Origin of the sequence: Comamonas sp. BIGb0152, assembly GCF_024809975.1 — a bacterium.
Classification (GTDB): Bacteria; Pseudomonadota; Gammaproteobacteria; order Burkholderiales; family Burkholderiaceae_C; genus Comamonas.
On record NZ_JANUDY010000004.1, the window covers coordinates 320,855 to 340,066 of the forward strand.

Sequence of the window (19,212 nt, forward strand, 5' to 3'; positions counted from 1 at the left end):
ATGCGCTCCCCCCATGTGCAGCAAGCGCTCTCCTGGCGCACGGGGCTCGCCTATGGCGCGCTGGCGGCGCCGCTGGCTTTTGTATCGCTGCCCTTGTACGTCACCCTGCCCCACTACTATGCGGCGGTGGCGGGTGCACCCTTGGCCGGCTTGGGCGCCGTGCTGCTCGCCACCCGCGCCTTTGATGCGCTGCTGGACCCGGCGCTGGGCCGCCTGGCCGATGGCTTGCTGCAGCGCGGACGGCGTGCCGCCTGGCTGGCTGCGGCGCTGGGCAGTCTGGTCATGGCCTTGGGGTTTGTTGCACTCTGGCATCCGCCCACTGGCAATAGCACCCACATGCTGGGCTGGCTGGCGGGTTGCCTGCTGCTCACCACCCTGGCCTACAGCGCCGTCAGCATCTTGCACCAAACCTGGGGCACCCGCTGGGGCGGTGAGGCCACTTGGCGCACGCAGGTGACGGCCTGGCGCGAGGGCGCCACCCTGGTCGGCGTGCTCAGCGCCAGTGTGCTGCCCAGCCTGCTGGGCATGGATGCAACCAGCGCCGTGCTGGCAGCCGCGCTCGGCCTGGGCTTGCTGGGTTTGTACCGGCTGCGCGATCCTCGCGGCGGAACTGGCCATGCTGGCGCGCTTGCCGCACAGCGCCATGCCCTGCCCCAGCAGTCGCCGTGGCGCGATGCGGCCTTTCGCCGCCTGCTGTCGGTGTTCATGCTCAACGGTGTGGCTGCGGCCATCCCCGCCACGCTCTTGCCATTTTTTGTGGTGGACCGGCTCCAGGCCCCCGGCTTGCTGTCGCTGTTCCTGCTGTGCTATTTCGCCGCTGCCGCGCTGGGCCTGCCGCTGTGGGTCAAAGCGGTGGCCCGCTGGGGCCTGGCGCCCAGCTGGCGCGCGGGCATGCTGGCCAGTGTTATCGCTTTTTTCTGCGCGTCCTTGCTGGGCGCGGGCGATGCCTGGGCCTTTGCCGCCATCTGCCTGGCCAGTGGTCTGGCACTGGGCGCGGACCTGGCAGTGCCTGGCGCACTGCTGACCGGCGTGATCCACGAGTCCGGCCATGGGGGCTCCGGCGATGGCCGCTATTTGGGCTGGTGGACCTGTGCCACCAAGCTCAACCTGGCCCTGGCGGCCGGCCTGTGCCTGCCGCTGCTCGCAGCCGTGGGCTACCACAGCGGCAGCACCGATCCTGCTGGCCTGCAGGCGCTGGCCTGGGCCTATGGCGGCCTGCCCTGCCTGCTCAAGTTGATGGCCCTTGCTTGTCTTTGGCGCGCTGAGCGCCTGCAACCCTCCTGGAGGTAACGATGAAATCAACGCCATGCACCCCCCGCTTGATCACCCTGCGGCGCGCCGGTATCGGTTTGGCCTTGGTAGGCACGCTGGCCGTACTCAGCGGCTGCGCCGGCCCCTCGGTCGAGGAATATGCCCAGCAGCGCCCGCAGCTGGATCTGCGCCAGTACTTCAACGGCCCGCTCACGGCCCACGGCATGTTCACCGACCGCAAGGGCAAAGTGGTCAAGCGCTTTACCGTGCACATGACTGGCAAGTGGACAGGCAATGACGGCGTGCTGGAAGAGCACTTTGTCTACAGCGATGGCAGCACCCAAGAACGCACCTGGCACATCCAGTATCTGGGTGATGGCCGCTATACCGGCCAGGCGCAGGATGTCGTTGGGCTGGCCACGGGCCAGGCTGCCGGCAACGCCCTGCGCTGGAACTACGTGCTGGCCTTGCCGGTCGATGGCAGGGTCTGGAACGTGCGGATGGACGACTGGATGTACCTGATGGACGGGCGCACCATGCTCAACCGCACGGCGATGCGCAAGTTTGGCATCCACCTGGGCGATGTGACCCTGTCATTCACCAAGGAGCCCGGCTAATGTCGCTGCTGCAAGCCAGGCTCAATCCGCCGATGGCGGACTGGCAAGGCCAATCTGTCTGGATTGTTGGCGCCTCCTCCGGCATAGGCCGGGCCACGGCCGAGGCACTGCAGGCACGGGGAGCGCGGGTTATCGTATCGGCCCGGGGCAGCGCTGCGCTGGAAGACTTTGCCACCGGCCGCCCTGGCTGCCTGGCGATACCGCTGGATGTGAGCCAGCCGGAGACGGTGGCGGCTGCCGCGCAAGCGGTCCATAGCGCGCTGGGTGGCGCGCCCGACCTGGTGCTGTACTGCGCCGGCCACTACCGGCCGCTGCGCGCCACCGCATTCAACCTGCAAGAGATGCAAAAGCACTTGGCCGTCAACTACGTCGGCGTGCTCCATGTGCTGGACGCCATCCTCCCGATGCTGCTGCAAGCCGGGCGGGGCCATATTGCGCTGGTCGGCAGCGTCGCCGGCTACCGAGGGCTTCCGATGTCGCTGGCCTATGGCCCCACCAAGGCCGCGCTCAACAACCTGGCAGAAAACCTTTATCTCGATCTGCACCCCCGTGGTTTGGGCGTCTCCATCATCAACCCGGGCTTTGTCGATACCCCCCTGACCGCCCAGAACCGCTTCAGCATGCCAGCACTGATCAGCCCCGAAGAAGCGGCGCAGCATATGCTGCAAGGCTGGGCGCGGGGCCATTTCGAGATGAACTTTCCCCGCCGCTTTACCCGCTGGATGCGGCTCTTGCGCTGCCTGCCCGACCGCTGGTACTTCGCCAGCGTGCGCCGCATCACCAAGGCCTGATGCCAGACCGGGACGACAGCAGCACTGGAGGTGCACCTATCCCGGCCGGCCCAAAAATGTTCAACCCTTAACCCAAGCCTGTTGATTCATCTCTCTAGCTTGGGCACTGCCGGCCCAAGACGAAAAGGAAACCTACGATGCCTTTCTCCACAAGCGCTCTCTTCCGCGCCACCGCCCTTGCCGTAGTGATCACCGGCGCCGCAGTCGCCTTGCCCGGCTGCGCTGTCTCTGTCCCCCAAGGCGTGCAACCCGTCAGCGGCTTTGACGCCAGCAAGTACATGGGCACCTGGTACGAGCTGGCACGCATCGACCACCGCTTTGAGAAAGGCCTGACCCAGGTCTCCGCCACCTACAGCCTGAATGCGGATGGCAGTGTCACCGTGCTGAACCGTGGCTATGACCCTGCCAAGCAGGCATGGCGCGAGGCGCAAGGCAAGGCGCGCTTCCTGCGCCAGGCCGATGAAGCCGCGCTGAAGGTCTCGTTCTTCGGCCCGTTCTACGGTGGCTACAACGTGGTGAGCCTCGATGCCCAGTACCAGACCGCCTTGGTCATCGGCAGCAGCCTGGATTACATGTGGATCCTCTCCCGCAGCAAGACCATCCCCGAAGCCCAACGGCAAGCGCTGCTGCAAAAGGCGCAGGCTTTAGGCGTGGACCTGGGCCAGGTCATGCGGGTGGATCAGTAGCCGAGTGTGGGATGGATCCAGAGAAGCGGCACGCAGCGGCGAAGGCCATGCCCTGCGACGACAGGGGCTGGAACCGAGTTCAGACTCCGTTCGCTGGATAGCAAAGAGGGGGTCATGGTTTACAAGTGACGCCGCCCCCCTTAAAAGACAGCCTTCAATCCTGCAGCCTGGCTGAATGACCGCAGCAACACGCTTTCCTGGCGTTCTTTGAGCATGTACACATAGGTACTGGTGGTGGCGGGATCGTTCTCAATCCTCACAGGCTTATAGCGGGCATCGGCAATAAATTCCGCTTCCGATACGGCACCGACGCCTAGCCCCCTTGCCACGGCTTCACGGATGGCCTCGCGGCTGCCGATCTCAAGGACTGTCTTGGGTGTCACATGGGCTGCTTGAAGCGCTTGCTCCAAGGCCATTCGGGTGGTGGAGCCCAGCTCCCTTTGGATCAGCTCCACCCCTTGCAGCGCAGCAAGGGGGACGGTGGTGAAGGCCGCCAACGGGTGCCTGATGGGTACAAACAAAATGACGGGATGGCTGGCATAAAGAATGGCCGTCAAGCCCGCGCGCTCGTACTTCCCTGCAAGCACCGCTATGTCTGTGCGGTATTGCTCCAGATCGTGCAGCACCTGCCGGGAGTTACCCATGCGAATGGAGACCTGCATACCAGGGTAATGCTGGCGGTAGGCTGCCACCATCTCAATCACGTGGAAGGGCCCTACCGCCCCGAGCTTGAGCATTCCTTGGTTGAGTTCGCCGCTGTCGCGCAGCAGAAAATCGGCCTCCGACTCGATCGCCAACAGCTTTTGCACCACCGCCAAAAGCTTTTGGCCGGAATCGGTCACGCTCATGCGGTAGCCCCGGCGATGGAAGAGCTCGACCTTGCTTTGTCGCTCCAGCCCGTTGATCTGGCTGGAGACGCTGGGTTGACTGACGCCCAAACTGCGGGCGGCAGCGCTCAGGCTGCCATGGTGTGCGACGGCCACAAAGGCGCGGTAACGGGAAGTGCTCATGTCATCAATCTCTAACTCTTACCTATAGAAGCTAGGCGAATTGATTGTGAAACTTTCATATGGCAGAAATATGTCTTTCCTAGCATAGAGGTACGGACACGCAAACGCGTGCTGTTACCTCAATCTAGGAGCTGGCTTCCATGAAGATGTCTCGCAAAATTTGGCTGCGCACTGTGGCGGCCACGGCTTTTTCCCTGACGGCTTTGGGCTCAACCTGGGCCCAATCCAATGAGTTGCGCGTAGGGCTCATTCCCTCGGAGGACGCACAGGCCATGATTCGCGCCAGCACGGAGGTGATGGAGCAGCTTGCCGCCAAAACCGGTATGCGGGTCAAGCCCTTTGTGGCCAACGACTACAACGGTGTGATTGAAGCCCTGCGCTCGGGCAAGCTGGACATTGCGTATCTGGGCCCCTTCTCGTATGTGCTGGCGCATCAGATTGCCGGCGTGGACGCCTTTGCGGTCGCCGTGACCAAAAAAACGGGGCGCAGCGCCTACCAAAGCCAAGTGATTGCCCGCAAAGACAAGGGGCTGACCGACCTGGCGCATCTCAAAGGCCGTACCTTTGCCTTTGTGGATCCCAGCTCCGCATCAGGACACCTGTTTCCCAAAGCAGGCTTGATGGCAGCGGGATTTGACACCGACAAAAACTTCAGCCGCGTGATCTTCTCCGGCTCGCATGACGCCAGCATCATGGCCGTGGCCAACAACAAGGTGGATGCGGCTGCGGTGGCGGACCGCATCTTTGATTCGGCCGTCAAGAAGGGGCTGGTGAAACGCGAAGACTTCACGGTGATCTGGCAATCCAAGCCCATTCCAGAGTCCCCCATGGTCTGGCGCCAGAGCCTCGATGAGAACACCAAGCAAAAAGTAGCGGCCGCGCTGGCGGAGATCAAGGATTTGCCCTGGGGTGACCAAGGCCTGCTCGATGGGTTTGCGCCCACCAACGACCAGGCCTACGACGTCGTCCGCCAAACAGCCAAAGCCTTGAATCTCGACCTGGGAAAGATGAAATGATCCGCATCCGAAACCTGGGCAAAAGCTATGGCCGCAATCATGTGCTGCATGGCATTGACCTGGATATACAGCCCGGGGAGTTTGTCGTGATGCTGGGGCTGTCAGGGGCGGGCAAATCCACCTTGTTGCGCTGCATGAACGGCCTGGTCAAACCCGATAGCGGCACGCTGGAGGTGGGCGGCATTGACTTGCGCGAGCGCCATTCGCGCCGCGACTTGGCTCGCCAGGTCGCCATGGTGTTCCAGCACCACAATTTGGTGCAGCGCCTGTCGGTGCGAAAAAATGTACTGACCGGCCGCTTGGGCCAATTGGGCACGCTGCCGTCGCTGCTGCAATGGTTTCGTGACAGCGACCTGCGCATTGCCGATGCATGCCTGGAGCGTGTGGGCTTGGCCCACAAGGCCCTGGAGCGCACGCAGGCCCTCTCCGGCGGACAGATGCAGCGGGTGGGCATTGCCCGGGCGCTGGCGCAGCAGCCGCAGGTGATCCTGGCAGATGAGCCTGTCGCCAGCCTGGATCCCAAAACCGCGCGCGCCGTGCTGCAGTACTTGCGCGATGCCACCCGCGAAATGGGCATTGGGGTGGTCTGCAACCTGCACCAGGTGGACTATGCCAAGGAGTTTGGCGACCGCGTTGTGGGCCTGGCCCAAGGACGGGTGGTATTCGACGGTGCACCCGCCGCCTTGGACGATGACGCGCTACAAGCCATCTACCACGCAGCCCCTGCACAGGGGCCAAGCACAGCGTTGGCGATGGCAAACCCATGGACGCAGGCCCTCCCTGCAGGAGTTGTGTAATGCCCAAAGCAACAAGCATGCGCCCCACGGACGCAGATCCCTGGCGCTGGACGGTGCAACGCCCCACAGGAAAGAGCGGTTGGCTCGGCATGGCAGCCATGGCGCTGGCCATCGTCTGGGTGCTTCATTGGAGCGCGGGCGGTGCGCAAATGAGTTGGGGCGAGCTTGCCAATGGCATGCCGCAGATCGCAGACTTCTTGAAGCGCTCTGTTCCGCCAGACTGGAGCATCCTGCCGCGTCTGTGGGCCCCGGCTATCGAGACCGTGCAAATAGCGATATGGGGCAGCTTGCTGTCGGTGGTGCTCGCTTTGCCACTGTCCTTTATAGCTGCCAGCAATTTGCACAGCTGGCACTGGCTGCGCCGCGTGACACGCCAGTTTCTCAATGTGGTTCGCAGCATCAATGAGCTGATTTTGGCCCTGGTCTTTGTGTCTGCCGTGGGGCTGGGCCCGTTCCCTGGCGTATTGGCTTTGGCACTGCATGGCATGGGCATGCTGGGCAAGTTCTTTGCCGAGAGCATCGAAGAAATCGACCAAGGCCCGCTGGAGGCCTTGCGCAGCGCGGGCGCATCCCAGCTGCAAGTGATTGCCTTTGGTGTGGTGCCGCAAGCCATCACCGCATGGATTGCGGTGGTGCTCTACCGCTTTGAAGTGAACCTCCGCTCAGCCACCGTACTGGGCATGGTCGGTGCAGGGGGTCTGGGCTTTGAGCTGGTCGCCAGCCTCAAACTCTTCCAGTACCAAGAAACGGCAGCCTGCATTGTGGTCATCACCGCCATGGTGGTGGTCGCCGATCTGTTGAGCAACTGGCTGCGCAGCCGCATTCAGCAAGGCGCTGGGCATTGACGCCCGCGCCTCAGCCTTGCCCCCAATTTTTAGCAAAGAGATTGTTCTGTGTGGACTTATCACAACCCCGTCAGCGTACATAGCGGCATCGACAGCCTGAACCAGTTGCCCACGTTATTGCGCGGCCGCCGTTGCATCCTGGTGACCTTTCCCGAAGCGCAGTCGCTGGGGTTGGTGCAACGGGTACGCAGCTCCATCGGTGCGCAGTTGCATGCGGTGGTGGACACTGTCCTGCCCAACCCGGATGTCAGCTGGCTGGCACCTTTGTATGACCAGATTCACCGTGAACATGCCGACGTCGAATGCGTGCTTGCCTTGGGGGGAGGCAGCGCCATTGACTGTGCCAAGGCCTTGTTGTGCGCCACGCCCAGCCGCAGCTTTGCGGAGCTGGTGCACATCCTCAAGCAAGGCGGCAGCCTGGCTGCAGGGGCGCATAAGGCGCTGATTGCGATTCCCACCACGGCGGGTACGGGCAGCGAAGTCACGCCTTGGGCAACGATATGGGACCAGGCGAACGGATGCAAATACTCGCTGCACCAAGCCTGTACCTGGCCAGAAGCAGCGGTGATTGATCCCGCGCTCATGACCAGTCTTCCAGCCGCGCCTACCTTGGCTTCCGGCTTGGATGCGTTCTCGCACGCACTGGAGTCGATCTGGAATGTGAACCGCAATCCCGTCTCCATGCAGTTTGCGGTGCAGGCAGCACGCCAAGTCATGCACACGCTGCCCACCTTGATGCAAGACCTGGGCAATGTGCGCTTGCGGGCCGACATGGCGCATGCCGCCTTGATGGCCGGGCTGGCCTTCTCCAACACCAAAACAGCCTTGGCCCATTCGCTGTCCTATGACATCACCCTCCAGCACGGCGTGCCCCATGGCATCGCCTGTTCTTTCAGCTTGCCCTGGGTGATGGAGATGGCCTTCGGGGCAGATGACGCCGTGGATGCGGCGCTGTGCCGAATTCTGGACGTGGAATCGCCCCAAGCTGCCATAGCGCGCATGCACGCGTTTTTACACGCGCTGGATGTGCGGACTGACCCGGCGCACTACGGTGTCGCGCCCTCGGCTTGGCAAGCCATGGTGCGCAAAGCCGCCAGTGGACCGCGTGGGCGCAATTTCATCCGCAGCATCACCTAGTCCGTGCTGTTCAGCTGCCTTCTTCCTTGGCGCGCATTCAGGCCCCAAGACACCCCAACTAACGCGCTTGCGTGGACTAGCGCTGAGCAGCGCTGCCCGCAACCGACCCTGTCTCCGACACTTTTCACGAGAACCTCCATGAACTTGACATCTCAGGCCCGCCCCTTGCCCGCGCAAGACGTATTCCATGCCGATTCAACCCAACGGGGGGATGATTTAACCCCGCTGCAAGCCGTTATTTTTGACTGGGCAGGCACCCTCGTGGACTTCGGCTCGCTGGCTCCCACGCAGATTTTTGTCGAAGCCTTTTCCAGTTTTGGTATTCACCTGACACTCGAACAGGCGCGCGGTCCGATGGGGCTGTCCAAGTGGGACCACATCCACGAATTGCTGCAAGACACCAGCATCCGCAGCCAATGGCTCAGCACCTTCGGCAAGCACCCCGATCGCCAAGACGTGGACAACATCTATGCGCGTTTCATGCCCATGCAAATCGCCAAAGTGGGGGAGTTCTCTGCGCCCATTGCCGGCGCCGTGCAAACCCTGCAATGGCTGCGTTCACAAGGCCTCAAAGTGGGGTCTTGTTCTGGCTATCCGCGCGAGGTTCTCAACCAGCTGCTCCCTCAGGCATCGCAAGCGGGCATCGATCCTGACCATGTGGTGGCCGGCGATGAGCTGCCAGCGGGCGGCCGCCCGGGGCCGTGGATGGCCCTGGCCAATGTCTTGGCGCTGGGCATCACCGATGTGCGTGCCTGTGTGAAGGTCGATGACACGGTGCCTGGCATTGCGGAAGGCCTGAACGCAGGCATGTGGACGGTGGGCCTGAGCCTTTCGGGCAACGAAGTTGGCTTGAGCGTGCAAGAGCTGGAACAGACCCGCCCAGAAGAAGTGCAGGCGCGTGTCGAGCGCGCGGAGAAAAAGCTGCGAGAGGCGGGAGCGCATTATGTGGTTCGCAGTGTGGCCGAACTGCCGCAGGTCTTGGCGCTGATCGCGCAACACATGCGTGCGCCCAACCGCCCGGTGTAAATCCCGGCGCTGCAAAACCCCTACCCAATGGGATGAACGCGGACCGGGATGGGCCGCCAGGCGAGAACGCTTGCAGCGCCATGCCGTTGTAGGCGCTGGCCGCCCAAAAAACAAAAAACGCAGCCACCAAAGCTGCGTTTCTGCTTTCAAAAGCGCCACGCACCACCGCCAGCGCAGCGGCGCGTGCGCCTCGCTATCAGCAATCGCCCACGCGCTTGCTGCTGACCTTGGTGGTCATGCCCTGGCCGGCCATGTCCATGGTGCTGGTCACGGTGTTCTCGGTGGGCGAGGTGTAGACGGCTTCGAGGACCATGCTCATCTTGCCTTCGCCGCAGGTGAAGCGCATGGATTCCTTGTTGCCATCGGTCTTGATGTCGGCGGGGCTGCAACCTGGCATGTTCTTGAGCTGCGAATCGGCCAGGGATTGCAGGTTCTTGCCGGCCATCTCGGGGGTGATGCACATCTCTTGCACCAGCTTGCCACCTTCGACCTTGGCGTTGTCCAGGTTGGCGGCCTTCTTTTGTTCGGGCGTCATGGTTTTGAAGGCCTGCTCCATACCGGCCAGCGCCTGCTGGCCCATGGGGCCGCTCATCTCGGTAGTGGCCTGCCACTTGCCGGGCTGAACTTTTTGTGCGGCTGCAGCGGGCGCTGGCGCGGGTGCAGCGGCGGCGGGTGCAGGCGCTGGCGCGGCGGCCGCAGGTGGGCTGCTGGGCGCCTCTTCCTTCTTGCTGCAACCCATCAAACCGGCACATGCGACCACGGCGGCTACGGCGAATCCTGTTAGTTTTTCCATTTTTCTCTCCTCGTTGCGGCACGGCACAGGGCTTGCGGCGTGCAACGCGTTGCCCTCCCCATGAGCACAAGCGCGTGGCCGCAGTGTATCGATCTGCGATACGGAAATGGTTACCAATTGCGTTTTCGCCGGGGCCAAATGGCCCCCGTGGAGCCGGTCAAGGGGCGCGGTTTTCCTCGCCCTCCAGGCTGAGCGACTGCGGCAGTACAGATTGCAAACAAGATTAAAATGCCGCGAATAATTCTTATTCATAACATTCCATGCGCTTCAAATTTGGCTGGGCACTGGCACTTTTTGCCGGACTGCTCAGTGGCCCTGCCCTGGCCCAAACGCCCGCTGCGGTGCCCTCCACCACCGCGTCCGCCCCCCAGGCCACCGATGCCCGCCAGCTCTGGCAGTTGTTGGACTATGTGGCGGTGGACTATGGCGGCGCCGTTGAAAACGGCCAGGTCGTCAGCGAAGGCGAATATGCCGAGATGCTGGACTTCAGCGCCAACGCGCTGCAGCAGGCCCAGGCCCTGCCCGCCCATGCGGACAAGGCCCGGGTCGCGGCCCTGGCGGGCCAGCTGCGCAGCGCCGTGCAGGCCAAGGCAGCGCCTGATGAAGTCGCCCAGCTGGCCCACCAGGCGGCCCAGCTGCTGGTCACGGCCTACCCCATGCCAGTGGCGCCTGCCAAGGCCCCCGATATAACAAAAGGCTCTCAACTCTTTCAACAAATCTGTGCGAGTTGCCACGGCGCCACCGGCGGCGGCGATGGCCCTGCCGCGCAAGGCCTGGATCCGCAGCCCATTGCCTTCAGCGATGCCCAGCGCGCCAATGCCCGCAGCCTGATGGCCCTCTACCAGGTGACCTCGCAAGGCGTGGAAGGCACCTCGATGGTGGCCTTTGGCGCGCTGCCCGAGGACGACCGCTGGGCCCTGGCCTATTTTGTCGGCGGTCTGTCGTACAACGACGAGTTGCGCGCCACGGGCAAGGCGCTGTGGCAAAGCGATGCCGGCCTGCGCGCACGCTTTACCGATCTGGCCGCGCTCAGCACCACCACCGCGCAAAGCCTGAGCCCTGCGATGCCGATCGAGCAGGCCCGCGCCGTGCTGGCCTATCTGCGCGCCAACCCCGAGGTCATCAGCGAAGGCAAGGCCACGGGCGTGGCCCTGTCGCGCCAGCGCCTGGCCCAAAGCCTGGTGGCGCTCAAAGCGGGTGACCGCAGCCAGGCGATGAAGCTGGCCTTGTCTGCCTACCTCGATGGCTTTGAGCCGCTGGAGCCGACCATTGCCGCGCGCAACAAGGCCTTGATGACCCAGGTCGAATCGGCCATGGTGCAGTACCGCGCCACGGTAGCCAGCGGCACGGTGCAAGAGGCCGAGGCCGCTGCCCAGCAGTTGCAGAACATGTTTGGCCAGGTCGAGGCCGAGCTGAACGCGGGCGCATCGGACGCCACCGCCACCTTTGTCGGGGCGCTCACCATCTTGCTGCGCGAAGGGCTGGAGGCCTTGCTGATCGTCATCGGCATGGTCGCACTGCTGCGCAAGGCCGGCCGCCAAGATGCGCTGCGCTATGTGCATGCCGGCTGGAGCTCGGCCCTGGTAGCAGGCGGCCTGACCTGGGCCGCCGCCACCTACCTGGTGGAGATCAGCGGCGCCAGCCGCGAGGTGACCGAGGGCCTGGGCTCCGTGCTGGCCGCGCTGGTGCTGCTGAGTGTGGGCCTGTGGATGCACAGCAAGAGCAGCGCCGGGCGCTGGCAAAGCTATTTGAGCGAAAAGCTCTCGGCCAGCATGGGCCAGGGCTCCATGTGGGGCCTGTTTGCGCTGGCCTTTGTCTCCGTCTACCGCGAGGTGTTCGAGACCGTGCTGTTCTTCTCGGCCCTGGCCTCGGACGGCCACCATGGCGCGCTGCTGGGCGGCGGCCTGGCTGCCGTGGCGATTTTGGCGGTGATCGCCTGGGTGCTGCTGCGCACCAGTGCACGCATGCCGATTGGCCGCTTTTTCTCCGCCACCTCCATCCTCGTGGCCGTGCTGGCCGTAGTGCTGGTGGGCAAGGGCGTGTCGTCGCTGCAGGAAGCCGGCTGGGTCAGCGCCACGCCGCTGGCCGCCCCCCGCATCGAGCTGCTGGGCATGTTCCCCACGGTGGAGACCTGGCTGGCCCAGGCCATCGTGCTGGCCTTGGTCGTCATCGGCTTTGCCTACAACCGCGCTGCGGCGCGCAAGGCGGTGGGCACCAAGCCGTAACCACGGCCTCCGCGTCTACCAGACCTCGCCAGGGTGCAAAGCCTTGGCGAGGTCTTTTTCTTTGACCGGCGCCGCGCGCAGCGACTACCATCGACAGGGTCTCCGCGATCTCTCCATCCCCTCCCCCGACCATGCGCATCATTCACACCTCGGACTGGCACCTGGGCCAGCACTTCATGGGCCAAAGCCGCCAGGCAGAGCACAGCGCACTGATCGACTGGCTGCTGGAACAGGTACAGGCCCAGGCAGCGGATGCGGTGCTGATCGCCGGCGATATTTTTGACACCGGCGCGCCCCCCAGCTACGCCCGTGAACTCTACAACCGCCTGATCGCCCGCCTGCACCAGGCCGGCGTGGCCCTGCTGGTGCTGGGTGGCAACCATGATTCGGTAGCGGTGCTGGAAGAAAGCCAGGCCCTGCTGCAGCACCTGGGCACCCAGGTGATTGCCGCGACAGGGGTGCCCGAGCAGCATGTACGCATCCTGCCGCTGCGCGATGGCACGCCCGGCTGCATCGTCTGCGCGCTGCCCTTTATCCGCGCCCGCGATGTGCTGCAAAGCCAGGCCGAGCAAAGCGCCCAGGACAAACAGCTGGCCTTGCAGCAGGCCATCCAGGCGACTTACCAGCGCGTGTATGAGGCGGCTTTGCAGCAGCAGGCCGCCCAGCAGCCCAGCCTGGGGCGGCGGCTGCCCATCATCGCCACCGGCCACCTCACCACCGTGGGCGCCAGCAGCAGCGAATCGGTGCGCGAGATCTATGTGGGCGCGCTGGAGGCTTTCCCGACCCAGGCCTTTCCCCCTGTGGACTACATCGCACTGGGCCATATCCACCAGCCGCAAAAGGTGGGCGGGCTCGAGCACATCCGCTACAGCGGCTCACCCATCGCACTGGGTTTTGACGAAGCGCGCCAGACCAAACAGATGCTGCTGATCGAGCTGGGAGAAGAAGGCCTGCAGGCCGTGACTGCGCTGCCCGTGCCGGTGTTCCAGCCCATGGTGGCGCTGCGCAGCAGCCTGGCCGCATTGCCAGCCGCGCTGCAGCAGGCCAGCGCCCAGGCCCAGCCGGGCCAACCGGTGTGGCTGGATATCACCATCGAAGAAGACGACTACCTGGCCGACCTGCCCCTGCGCGTGCAGGCCCTGGCCGAAGGCTTGCCGCTGCAGCTGCTGCGGGTCAAACGGCTGCGCGGGCGAGCAGCTGCGCAGTGGAGCAGCCCCGCCGCCGAGGCGCTGGATGCGCTGACCCCGGCGCAGGTATTTGAGCGCCGCCTGGCGCTGGAGACCATGGATGCCGAGCTGCAGCAGGCACTGACCGCGCGCTACCAAAGCGTGCTGCAGTCCCTGGCCAACCCCAGCGGGGAGCAGGTATGAAGATACGCAGCCTGCGGCTCAAAAACCTGAACTCGCTCAAAGGCGAGTGGCGCATCGACTTCAGCGCCGCGCCCTTTGCCGACAACAGCCTGTTCGCCATCACCGGCCCAACGGGCGCGGGCAAGTCCACCTTGCTCGATGCCATTTGCCTGGCGCTCTACCACCAGACCCCCCGTTTGGCCACCATCAGCGCCGGCAGCAACGACCTGATGACGCGCCACACGGCAGACTGCCTGGCGGAGGTGGAGTTCGAGGTCAAAGGCACGGTCTACCGCGCCTTCTGGAGCCAGCGCCGCGCCCGCGACAAGGCCAGCGGCGCGCTGCAGGCCCCCAGGGTAGAGCTGGCGCGCGTGGCCGATGGCGAGATTCTGAGCACCCACAGCAGCGACAAACTGCGCCAGATGGCCGAGATCACCGGGCTGGATTTTCAGCGCTTTACCAAATCCATGCTGCTGGCCCAGGGCGGGTTTGCCGCTTTTTTGCAGGCCAGCGCCAATGAACGCGCCGAACTGCTCGAAGAGCTGACTGGCACCGACATTTACAGCCAAATATCGCAAACCGTGTTTGAGCGCGCACGCGATGCCCGCCAGGCACTGGAGCGCGACAAGGCCCAGGCCGGCGGCATGCAGCTGCTGCCCGAGGCCGAGCGCGAGCAGCTGCAAACCGAAGCCGCGCAACTGCAAGCGGCACTGGGCACGCTGCAAACACGCCATACCGCCCTGCAAACCCTGCAGCGCTGGCAAGGCGAGACCGCACAAGCCGCGCAGGCGCAAGACCAAGCCAGCCAGCGCCTGCAACAGGCCCAGCAAGCGCTGCAGGCGGGCGCACCCGATCTGCAGCGCCTGCAAGCCCATGGGCCAGCGCAAGCCATTGCCCCCTTGCATGCGCGCTGGCAGCAAGCACAAACAGCCAGCGCGGCAGGCCAGGCCGAATGGGCCCAGCTACAAGCCAGGCTGGCCCAGGCCCACAGCGCCCAGTGGCAGCTGCAGCAGCATGCCAGCGCGCTGGCAGTGCAGGCACAGCAGCAAGCCGCGCAACAACTGCAGCGTTTGCAAACCCAGCAGACGGACCTGCAGCACTGGCTGCAACAGCACCCGGCCCATGCCGCGCTGGGCGACCAGCTGAGCGGCTGGCGCGAGCAGCTGGCGCAACGCCAGCACCAACAGCGGCAGCTGGCGCAAGAGCAGGCCGCGCTGCAGCAAGCCCGGGCACACGGCCAGTCGTTGCAGCGGCAGATGGCGGCACAGGCTACCGAACTGCAGCAAGCCCAGGCAGCGCAGCAGCAAGCCGATGCGGCAGCGCGTGACGCGCAGGCAGCGCAGCAAGCGCTGCTGGCCCCCCATGGCGGCAGCCTGGGCCAGTTGCGCGCCGACTGGCACACCGCGCAGCAGCACCAGCAAGCCTGGCAGCAGCTGCTGCAGCATGCCCAGCAGCGCCAGCCGCTGGCGCACGATGCCCAGCAACTGGGCGATGCCTTGCAGGCCTGCGCGGCACCCTTGCAGCAACAGCAACAAGCATTGGCGGCCTTGCGCAGCCAGTACAAGGCCCACAAAGAGCGGGTGGCTGACAAGCAAAAACTGCTGGCCCAGGAGCAGCGCATCCAAAGCCTGGAAGCCCACCGCCAGGCGCTGCAACCGGGGGAAGCCTGCCCGCTGTGTGGCGCCCTTGAGCACCCCGCCATCGCTGCGTATGCGGCGCTTGATGTGACCGCCACCGCCGCAGCGCTGCAAGCGGCCCAGGCCGAGCTGGACCTGCTGCAGCAGCAAGGCGAGCAGCTGAGCGCCGCGCATGCCGCCGCACTCAGCCAGCAAGCCAGCTTGCAAAGCCAATGGGCGGCTGCCGAGCAGCGCCTGGCCGCTTGGCTGCAGCAATGGCAGCAACGCAGCACGCGCATGGCGCAGCCGCTGGCGGATGACGCTTGGCAGCAGCTCCAGGCGCTGGCAGATGCGCAGCAAGCCAGCGCCGCCCAAGCAGCCGGGCTAGAGCAGGCCTTGGCGGCGGCGGAGGCCGGCGAACACAGCGGCCAACGCGCCAAAGATGCCGCCCATGCAGCGGCACAAACACGGCAACACGCCCAGCACCAGCAAGCACAACTGCAGCAAAGCCAGCAAGACAACCGCACGCAGCAGCAGCGCCTGGCCCAGGTGGCCCAAGACCTGCAGGCCCTCGTCGATACGGCTGAGGCCGCACTGCAAACCAGCCTCGCTCCGCTGGGCCTGCAACTGCCCGCAGCGGCCGATGCCGACGCCTGGCTGCAGACCCGCCAGCAGGAATGGCAGCAGTGGCAGCAGCGCAGCACGCAGCTGCAGACCAGCACGCAGCAATTGGCCCTGCAGCAGATCCAGACCAACCACTGCGCGCAAGAGGCCCAGCAATGGCAGCAGCGCAGCGCCCAACTGCCAGCGCCAGCACAAACCGATGCAGCCGCCGTTGTGCTGCCCACGACCCTGGCCGACTGCGCAGCGCTGCTGGAGCAGACCAGCCAGCATGTGGCAAGCCTGCAAGGCCAGGCCCAGCAAGCGGGCCAGCAACTGGCCCAGCTGCAGTTGGCACAAGTGCAGGCCCAGACCGTTTGGGCTGAGGGTTTGCAGGCCAGCCCTTTTGCCGATGCGCAGGCCTTTGCACAAGCGCTATTGCCGACTGGCGAGCTGGAGCGGCTCACGCAGTGGCGCGATAGCTTGCACCTGGCGCTGCAGCGCGCCAGCACCTTGGCCAACGAGGCCGCACAGCACCACCAGCACCTGCAGGCCCAGGCCTTGACCGATGAAACGCCGCAGGCCTTGGCCGAGCAGTTGCAGGCGCTGGAGGACGAGCGCAACCAAACTGCCGAGCGCATGGGCGCCCAGCGCGCCCGCCTGGCCGATGACGCGCAGCGCCAAGCCGGCCAGCAGGCCTTGCTGGCGCAGATTGCGGCGCAGGAGCGCGACAGCGATCTGTGGCAGCGGCTCGATGGCCTCATCGGCTCGGCCAAAGGCGACAAGTACCGCAAGTTTGCCCAGGGCCTGACCCTGGACCACCTGCTGGCCCTTGCCAACCGCCATCTGACGCGGCTGCATGGCCGCTACCTGCTGCAGCGCAAAACGACGGGCGAGCTGGAGCTGGATATCGTTGACAGCTGGCAAGGCGATGTGGCCCGCGACACCCGCACCCTCTCGGGGGGCGAGGCCTTTTTGGTCAGCCTGGCATTGGCGCTGGCCTTGTCGGACCTGGTCAGCAGCAAGACCTCGATCGATTCCCTCTTCCTGGACGAAGGCTTTGGCACCTTGGACGGCGACACCTTGGAGATCGCGTTGACGGCGCTGGACACGCTGAACGCCAGCGGCAAGATGATCGGCATCATCAGCCATGTGGAGGCACTCAAGGAGCGCATTCCTGCGCAGATCCGGGTCGAGAAGGGGGCGGGCATGGGGTACTCCCGCCTGGTGCTGCAAAGCTGAAGCCGCCAACACAAGCCTTGATACTTCGTTGCTTCGCCTTGTCGCACGCTTGTACTGCCTACGGCTTCGCGCCTCGTCTCAAGGGCCGTGTTGACGGCTCCAAAGACTTGCCAGGGCGTTTACCTTATTGCGCCATGTGGATGCCCCCCGCCCGACCGCCCGACAGCGGCCATTTCGGCTACCATCCAGGCCCTTGCTTGATAGGTACAAGCCATGATCCGGATCGCAGAACTCAAACTCCCCCTGTCGGCGGTGCCTTACCACCCCGAAAACCACACCGAATACGCCCCCGAGGACGCACTCAAAGCGTTGGCCGCCCAGCGCCTGGGCCTGCCGCCCTCGGCCCTTGCCCAGCTGCAGGTGCACAAGCGCAGCTTTGATGCGCGCAAGTCCGAGCTGCTGGCCGTCTACATCGTCGATGTGACCTTGGCAGAGCCCGCGCAAGAGGCAGCCCTGCTGGCGCATTTTGCCAATGACGCCCATGTCAACCCGACGCCCGACATGGCCTGGTACCCGGTGGGCCAGGCGCCGGCCGATATGCAGGATCGCCCGGTCGTCGTGGGCTTTGGGCCCTGCGGCATTTTTGCGGCGCTGGTGCTGGCGCAAATGGGCTTCAAGCCCATCGTGCTGGAACGCGGCACGACGGTGCGCCAGCGCACCAAGGACACCTGGGGCCTGTGGCGCAAGCGCCGGCTGACGCCCGAATCCAACGTGCAGTTTGGCGAAGGCGGCGCAGGCACCTTCTCCGACGGCAAGCTCTACAGCCAGATCAAGGACCCGCGCCACCTGGGCCGCAAGGTGATGCAGGAGTTCGTCACCCACGGCGCGCCGCCCGAGATCCTGTTTGTCGCCCACCCGCATATCGGCACCTTCAAGCTGGTCAAAGTGGTTGAAGGCATCCGCGAGGAAATCGTGCGGCTGGGCGGCGAGATCCGTTTTGCGCAAAAGGTGACCGATGTGCTGGTGGAAGGCGATGACCGCCAGCTGGTGGGCCTGCAGGTGCTGAACCAGGCCAGCGGCGAGAGCTACACCCTGCCCACCCAGCACGCGGTGATGGCCTTGGGCCACAGCGCACGCGACACCTTTGCGATGTTCTATGAGCGCGGCGTAGCCATGGAGGCCAAGCCCTTCTCGGTGGGTTTCCGCATCGAACACCCGCAAAGCGTGATTGACCGCGCGCGCTGGGGCAAGGACGCCGGCCACCCGCTGCTGGGAGCGGCCGACTACAAGCTGGTACACCATGCCAGCAATGGCCGCGCCGTCTACAGCTTTTGCATGTGCCCGGGCGGCACCGTGGTGGCTGCCACCAGCGAGCCCGAGCGCGTGGTCACCAACGGCATGAGCCAGTACTCCCGCGCCGAGCGCAATGCCAATGCCGGCATGGTCTGCGCCATCAGCCCCGAAGACTACCCGCGCGATGCCGAGAGCTTTGCCTGGGCCTTTGGTGGCAAAACCTATGGTGTCGAGAACCTGGCCCCGGGGGCCTTCCACCCGCTGTCGGGCATTGTGCTGCAGCGCCAGCTGGAATCCAAAGCCTATGTGCTGGGCGGCCAAAGCTATAGCGCGCCTGGCCAGCTGGTGGGCGATTTTGTCGACGGCACGCCATCGATTGCTTTTGGTACGGTACAGCCTTCGTACAAGCCCGGCATCACGCTGGGCGACCTGCACCAGGCCCTGCCCGCCTATGCCATCGAGGCCATGCGCGAAGCCCTGCCCGCCTTTGGCAAGAAGCTGCGCGGCTATGACATGTGGGACGCGATTTTGACGGGCGTGGAGACCCGCACCTCGTCACCGGTCAAGATTGGCCGGGGCTCAGATTTTCAAAGCGACAACACGCGCGGCCTGTACCCGGCAGGCGAAGGCGCCAGCTATGCGGGCGGCATTCTGTCAGCCGGTGTCGATGGCATCAAGGTGGGCGAGGCTGTGGCCTGCGCCATATTGGGGGTGGCAGTGCCCTCGTCGGGCTCGCGCGGATCGGGCGGCGCCTTGTAGCGCGCGCCCCGGCCCGGCCCTGTTTGGGCGTGAGCCAGGGGCTGCGGGGCGAAGCGAGAACGGCCAGCAAGGCCAAGGACGGGCTGTGCCTGGTGCTGCGTTTGGCATTTGGCGCCTGGCACCGGGCACCGGGCACCGGGCTCCGGGCTCCGGGTACTCCGTAGGACGAGGCGCTGCCAACTCGCTGCCAAAAGTCTTAAAAACAATTTAAAACAGCGC

At 64.9% G+C, this 19,212-nt stretch carries 15 protein-coding genes; 13 read left to right on the plus strand and 2 right to left on the minus strand.

Going from position 1 to position 19,212, the window contains the following annotated elements; all coding sequences use genetic code 11:
- From M2375_RS10415 to M2375_RS10430, 4 genes are all read left to right on the plus strand, one after another.
- The gene (locus tag M2375_RS10415) at positions 1-1,290 is read left to right on the plus strand and encodes an MFS transporter (protein ID WP_259165779.1); all 1,290 of its coding nucleotides are present in this window, start codon (positions 1-3) and stop codon (positions 1,288-1,290) included.
- A gap of 2 nt (positions 1,291-1,292) precedes the next feature.
- Complete coding sequence (locus tag M2375_RS10420; RefSeq protein ID WP_259165782.1) at positions 1,293-1,868, plus strand: DUF3833 domain-containing protein; 576 nt, start codon at positions 1,293-1,295, stop codon at positions 1,866-1,868.
- Positions 1,868-2,659, plus strand: coding sequence for an SDR family oxidoreductase (locus M2375_RS10425; RefSeq protein ID WP_259165783.1), 792 nt, complete (start codon positions 1,868-1,870; stop codon positions 2,657-2,659). Before M2375_RS10420 ends, M2375_RS10425 begins: the two co-directional genes overlap by 1 nt.
- Positions 2,660-2,796: 137 nt before the next feature.
- On the plus strand, positions 2,797-3,345 hold the full coding sequence (locus M2375_RS10430; protein ID WP_404979304.1) for a lipocalin family protein: 549 nt from the start codon (positions 2,797-2,799) through the stop codon (positions 3,343-3,345).
- 140 nt (positions 3,346-3,485) lie between these two features.
- Here M2375_RS10430 and M2375_RS10435 read toward each other — a convergent pair whose 3' ends face one another.
- Entirely contained in the window at positions 3,486-4,355 is an 870-nt protein-coding gene (locus tag M2375_RS10435) for a LysR substrate-binding domain-containing protein (RefSeq protein WP_259165784.1), read from the minus strand.
- Positions 4,356-4,495: 140 nt separating this feature from the next.
- Between M2375_RS10435 and phnD the strand changes: the two genes are divergently transcribed.
- The 5 genes from phnD to phnX all read left to right on the plus strand — a co-directional run bounded on the left by phnD (position 4,496) and on the right by phnX (position 9,176).
- Positions 4,496-5,371 (plus strand): phosphonate ABC transporter substrate-binding protein, encoded by an 876-nt coding sequence (phnD, locus tag M2375_RS10440; RefSeq protein ID WP_259165786.1) that lies wholly within the window; start codon positions 4,496-4,498, stop codon positions 5,369-5,371.
- The gene (phnC, locus tag M2375_RS10445; RefSeq protein ID WP_259165788.1) at positions 5,368-6,168 is read left to right on the plus strand and encodes a phosphonate ABC transporter ATP-binding protein; all 801 of its coding nucleotides are present in this window, start codon (positions 5,368-5,370) and stop codon (positions 6,166-6,168) included. The genes phnD and phnC overlap by 4 nt, the downstream gene beginning before the upstream one ends.
- The gene (gene phnE / locus M2375_RS10450) at positions 6,168-7,013 is read left to right on the plus strand and encodes a phosphonate ABC transporter, permease protein PhnE (RefSeq protein ID WP_259165790.1); all 846 of its coding nucleotides are present in this window, start codon (positions 6,168-6,170) and stop codon (positions 7,011-7,013) included. The genes phnC and phnE overlap by 1 nt, the downstream gene beginning before the upstream one ends.
- 48 nt (positions 7,014-7,061) lie before the next feature.
- Positions 7,062-8,150: an iron-containing alcohol dehydrogenase PsrA gene (gene psrA / locus M2375_RS10455; RefSeq protein ID WP_259165791.1), complete on the plus strand. Its 1,089-nt coding sequence runs from the start codon at positions 7,062-7,064 to the stop codon at positions 8,148-8,150.
- 138 nt (positions 8,151-8,288) lie between these two features.
- Complete coding sequence (gene phnX / locus M2375_RS10460) at positions 8,289-9,176, plus strand: phosphonoacetaldehyde hydrolase (protein WP_259165793.1); 888 nt, start codon at positions 8,289-8,291, stop codon at positions 9,174-9,176.
- Between the two features lie 196 nt (positions 9,177-9,372).
- Here the strand turns inward: phnX and M2375_RS10465 are convergent, their stop codons facing one another.
- Positions 9,373-9,969: a DUF3617 domain-containing protein gene (locus M2375_RS10465; protein WP_259165795.1), complete on the minus strand. Its 597-nt coding sequence runs from the start codon at positions 9,967-9,969 to the stop codon at positions 9,373-9,375.
- 260 nt (positions 9,970-10,229) lie between these two features.
- Between M2375_RS10465 and M2375_RS10470 the strand changes: the two genes are divergently transcribed.
- From M2375_RS10470 to M2375_RS10485, 4 genes are all read left to right on the plus strand, one after another.
- Entirely contained in the window at positions 10,230-12,194 is a 1,965-nt protein-coding gene (locus M2375_RS10470; RefSeq protein WP_259165797.1) for an FTR1 family protein, read from the plus strand.
- Positions 12,195-12,325: 131 nt separating this feature from the next.
- Positions 12,326-13,564 carry an exonuclease subunit SbcD gene (gene sbcD, locus M2375_RS10475; RefSeq protein WP_259165799.1) on the plus strand — a complete coding sequence of 413 codons (1,239 nt, stop codon included), beginning with the start codon at positions 12,326-12,328 and terminating at the stop codon, positions 13,562-13,564.
- Positions 13,561-17,001 carry an AAA family ATPase gene (locus tag M2375_RS10480; RefSeq protein WP_259165801.1) on the plus strand — a complete coding sequence of 1,147 codons (3,441 nt, stop codon included), beginning with the start codon at positions 13,561-13,563 and terminating at the stop codon, positions 16,999-17,001. Before sbcD ends, M2375_RS10480 begins: the two co-directional genes overlap by 4 nt.
- Before the next feature lie 213 nt (positions 17,002-17,214).
- Positions 17,215-18,993, plus strand: a complete 1,779-nt coding sequence (locus M2375_RS10485) for an NAD(P)/FAD-dependent oxidoreductase (RefSeq protein ID WP_259165803.1) — start codon at positions 17,215-17,217, stop codon at positions 18,991-18,993.
- The last annotated feature ends 219 nt before the right edge of the window (positions 18,994-19,212 follow it).

Excerpts from the sequence above, each read along its gene's own strand:
- M2375_RS10415 (WP_259165779.1), top strand. The coding sequence starts at position 1 with ATGCGCTCCCCCCATGTGCAGCAAGCGCTCTCCTGGCGCACGGGGCTC.
- M2375_RS10420 (WP_259165782.1), top strand. The coding sequence starts at position 1,293 with ATGAAATCAACGCCATGCACCCCCCGCTTGATCACCCTGCGGCGCGCC.
- M2375_RS10425 (WP_259165783.1), top strand. The coding sequence starts at position 1,868 with ATGTCGCTGCTGCAAGCCAGGCTCAATCCGCCGATGGCGGACTGGCAA.
- M2375_RS10430 (WP_404979304.1), top strand. The coding sequence starts at position 2,797 with ATGCCTTTCTCCACAAGCGCTCTCTTCCGCGCCACCGCCCTTGCCGTA.
- M2375_RS10435 (WP_259165784.1), bottom strand. The coding sequence starts at position 4,355 with ATGAGCACTTCCCGTTACCGCGCCTTTGTGGCCGTCGCACACCATGGC.
- phnD (WP_259165786.1), top strand. The coding sequence starts at position 4,496 with ATGAAGATGTCTCGCAAAATTTGGCTGCGCACTGTGGCGGCCACGGCT.
- phnC (WP_259165788.1), top strand. The coding sequence starts at position 5,368 with ATGATCCGCATCCGAAACCTGGGCAAAAGCTATGGCCGCAATCATGTG.
- phnE (WP_259165790.1), top strand. The coding sequence starts at position 6,168 with ATGCCCAAAGCAACAAGCATGCGCCCCACGGACGCAGATCCCTGGCGC.
- phnX (WP_259165793.1), top strand. The coding sequence starts at position 8,289 with ATGAACTTGACATCTCAGGCCCGCCCCTTGCCCGCGCAAGACGTATTC.
- M2375_RS10465 (WP_259165795.1), bottom strand. The coding sequence starts at position 9,969 with ATGGAAAAACTAACAGGATTCGCCGTAGCCGCCGTGGTCGCATGTGCC.
- M2375_RS10470 (WP_259165797.1), top strand. The coding sequence starts at position 10,230 with ATGCGCTTCAAATTTGGCTGGGCACTGGCACTTTTTGCCGGACTGCTC.
- sbcD (WP_259165799.1), top strand. The coding sequence starts at position 12,326 with ATGCGCATCATTCACACCTCGGACTGGCACCTGGGCCAGCACTTCATG.
- M2375_RS10480 (WP_259165801.1), top strand. The coding sequence starts at position 13,561 with ATGAAGATACGCAGCCTGCGGCTCAAAAACCTGAACTCGCTCAAAGGC.
- M2375_RS10485 (WP_259165803.1), top strand. The coding sequence starts at position 17,215 with ATGATCCGGATCGCAGAACTCAAACTCCCCCTGTCGGCGGTGCCTTAC.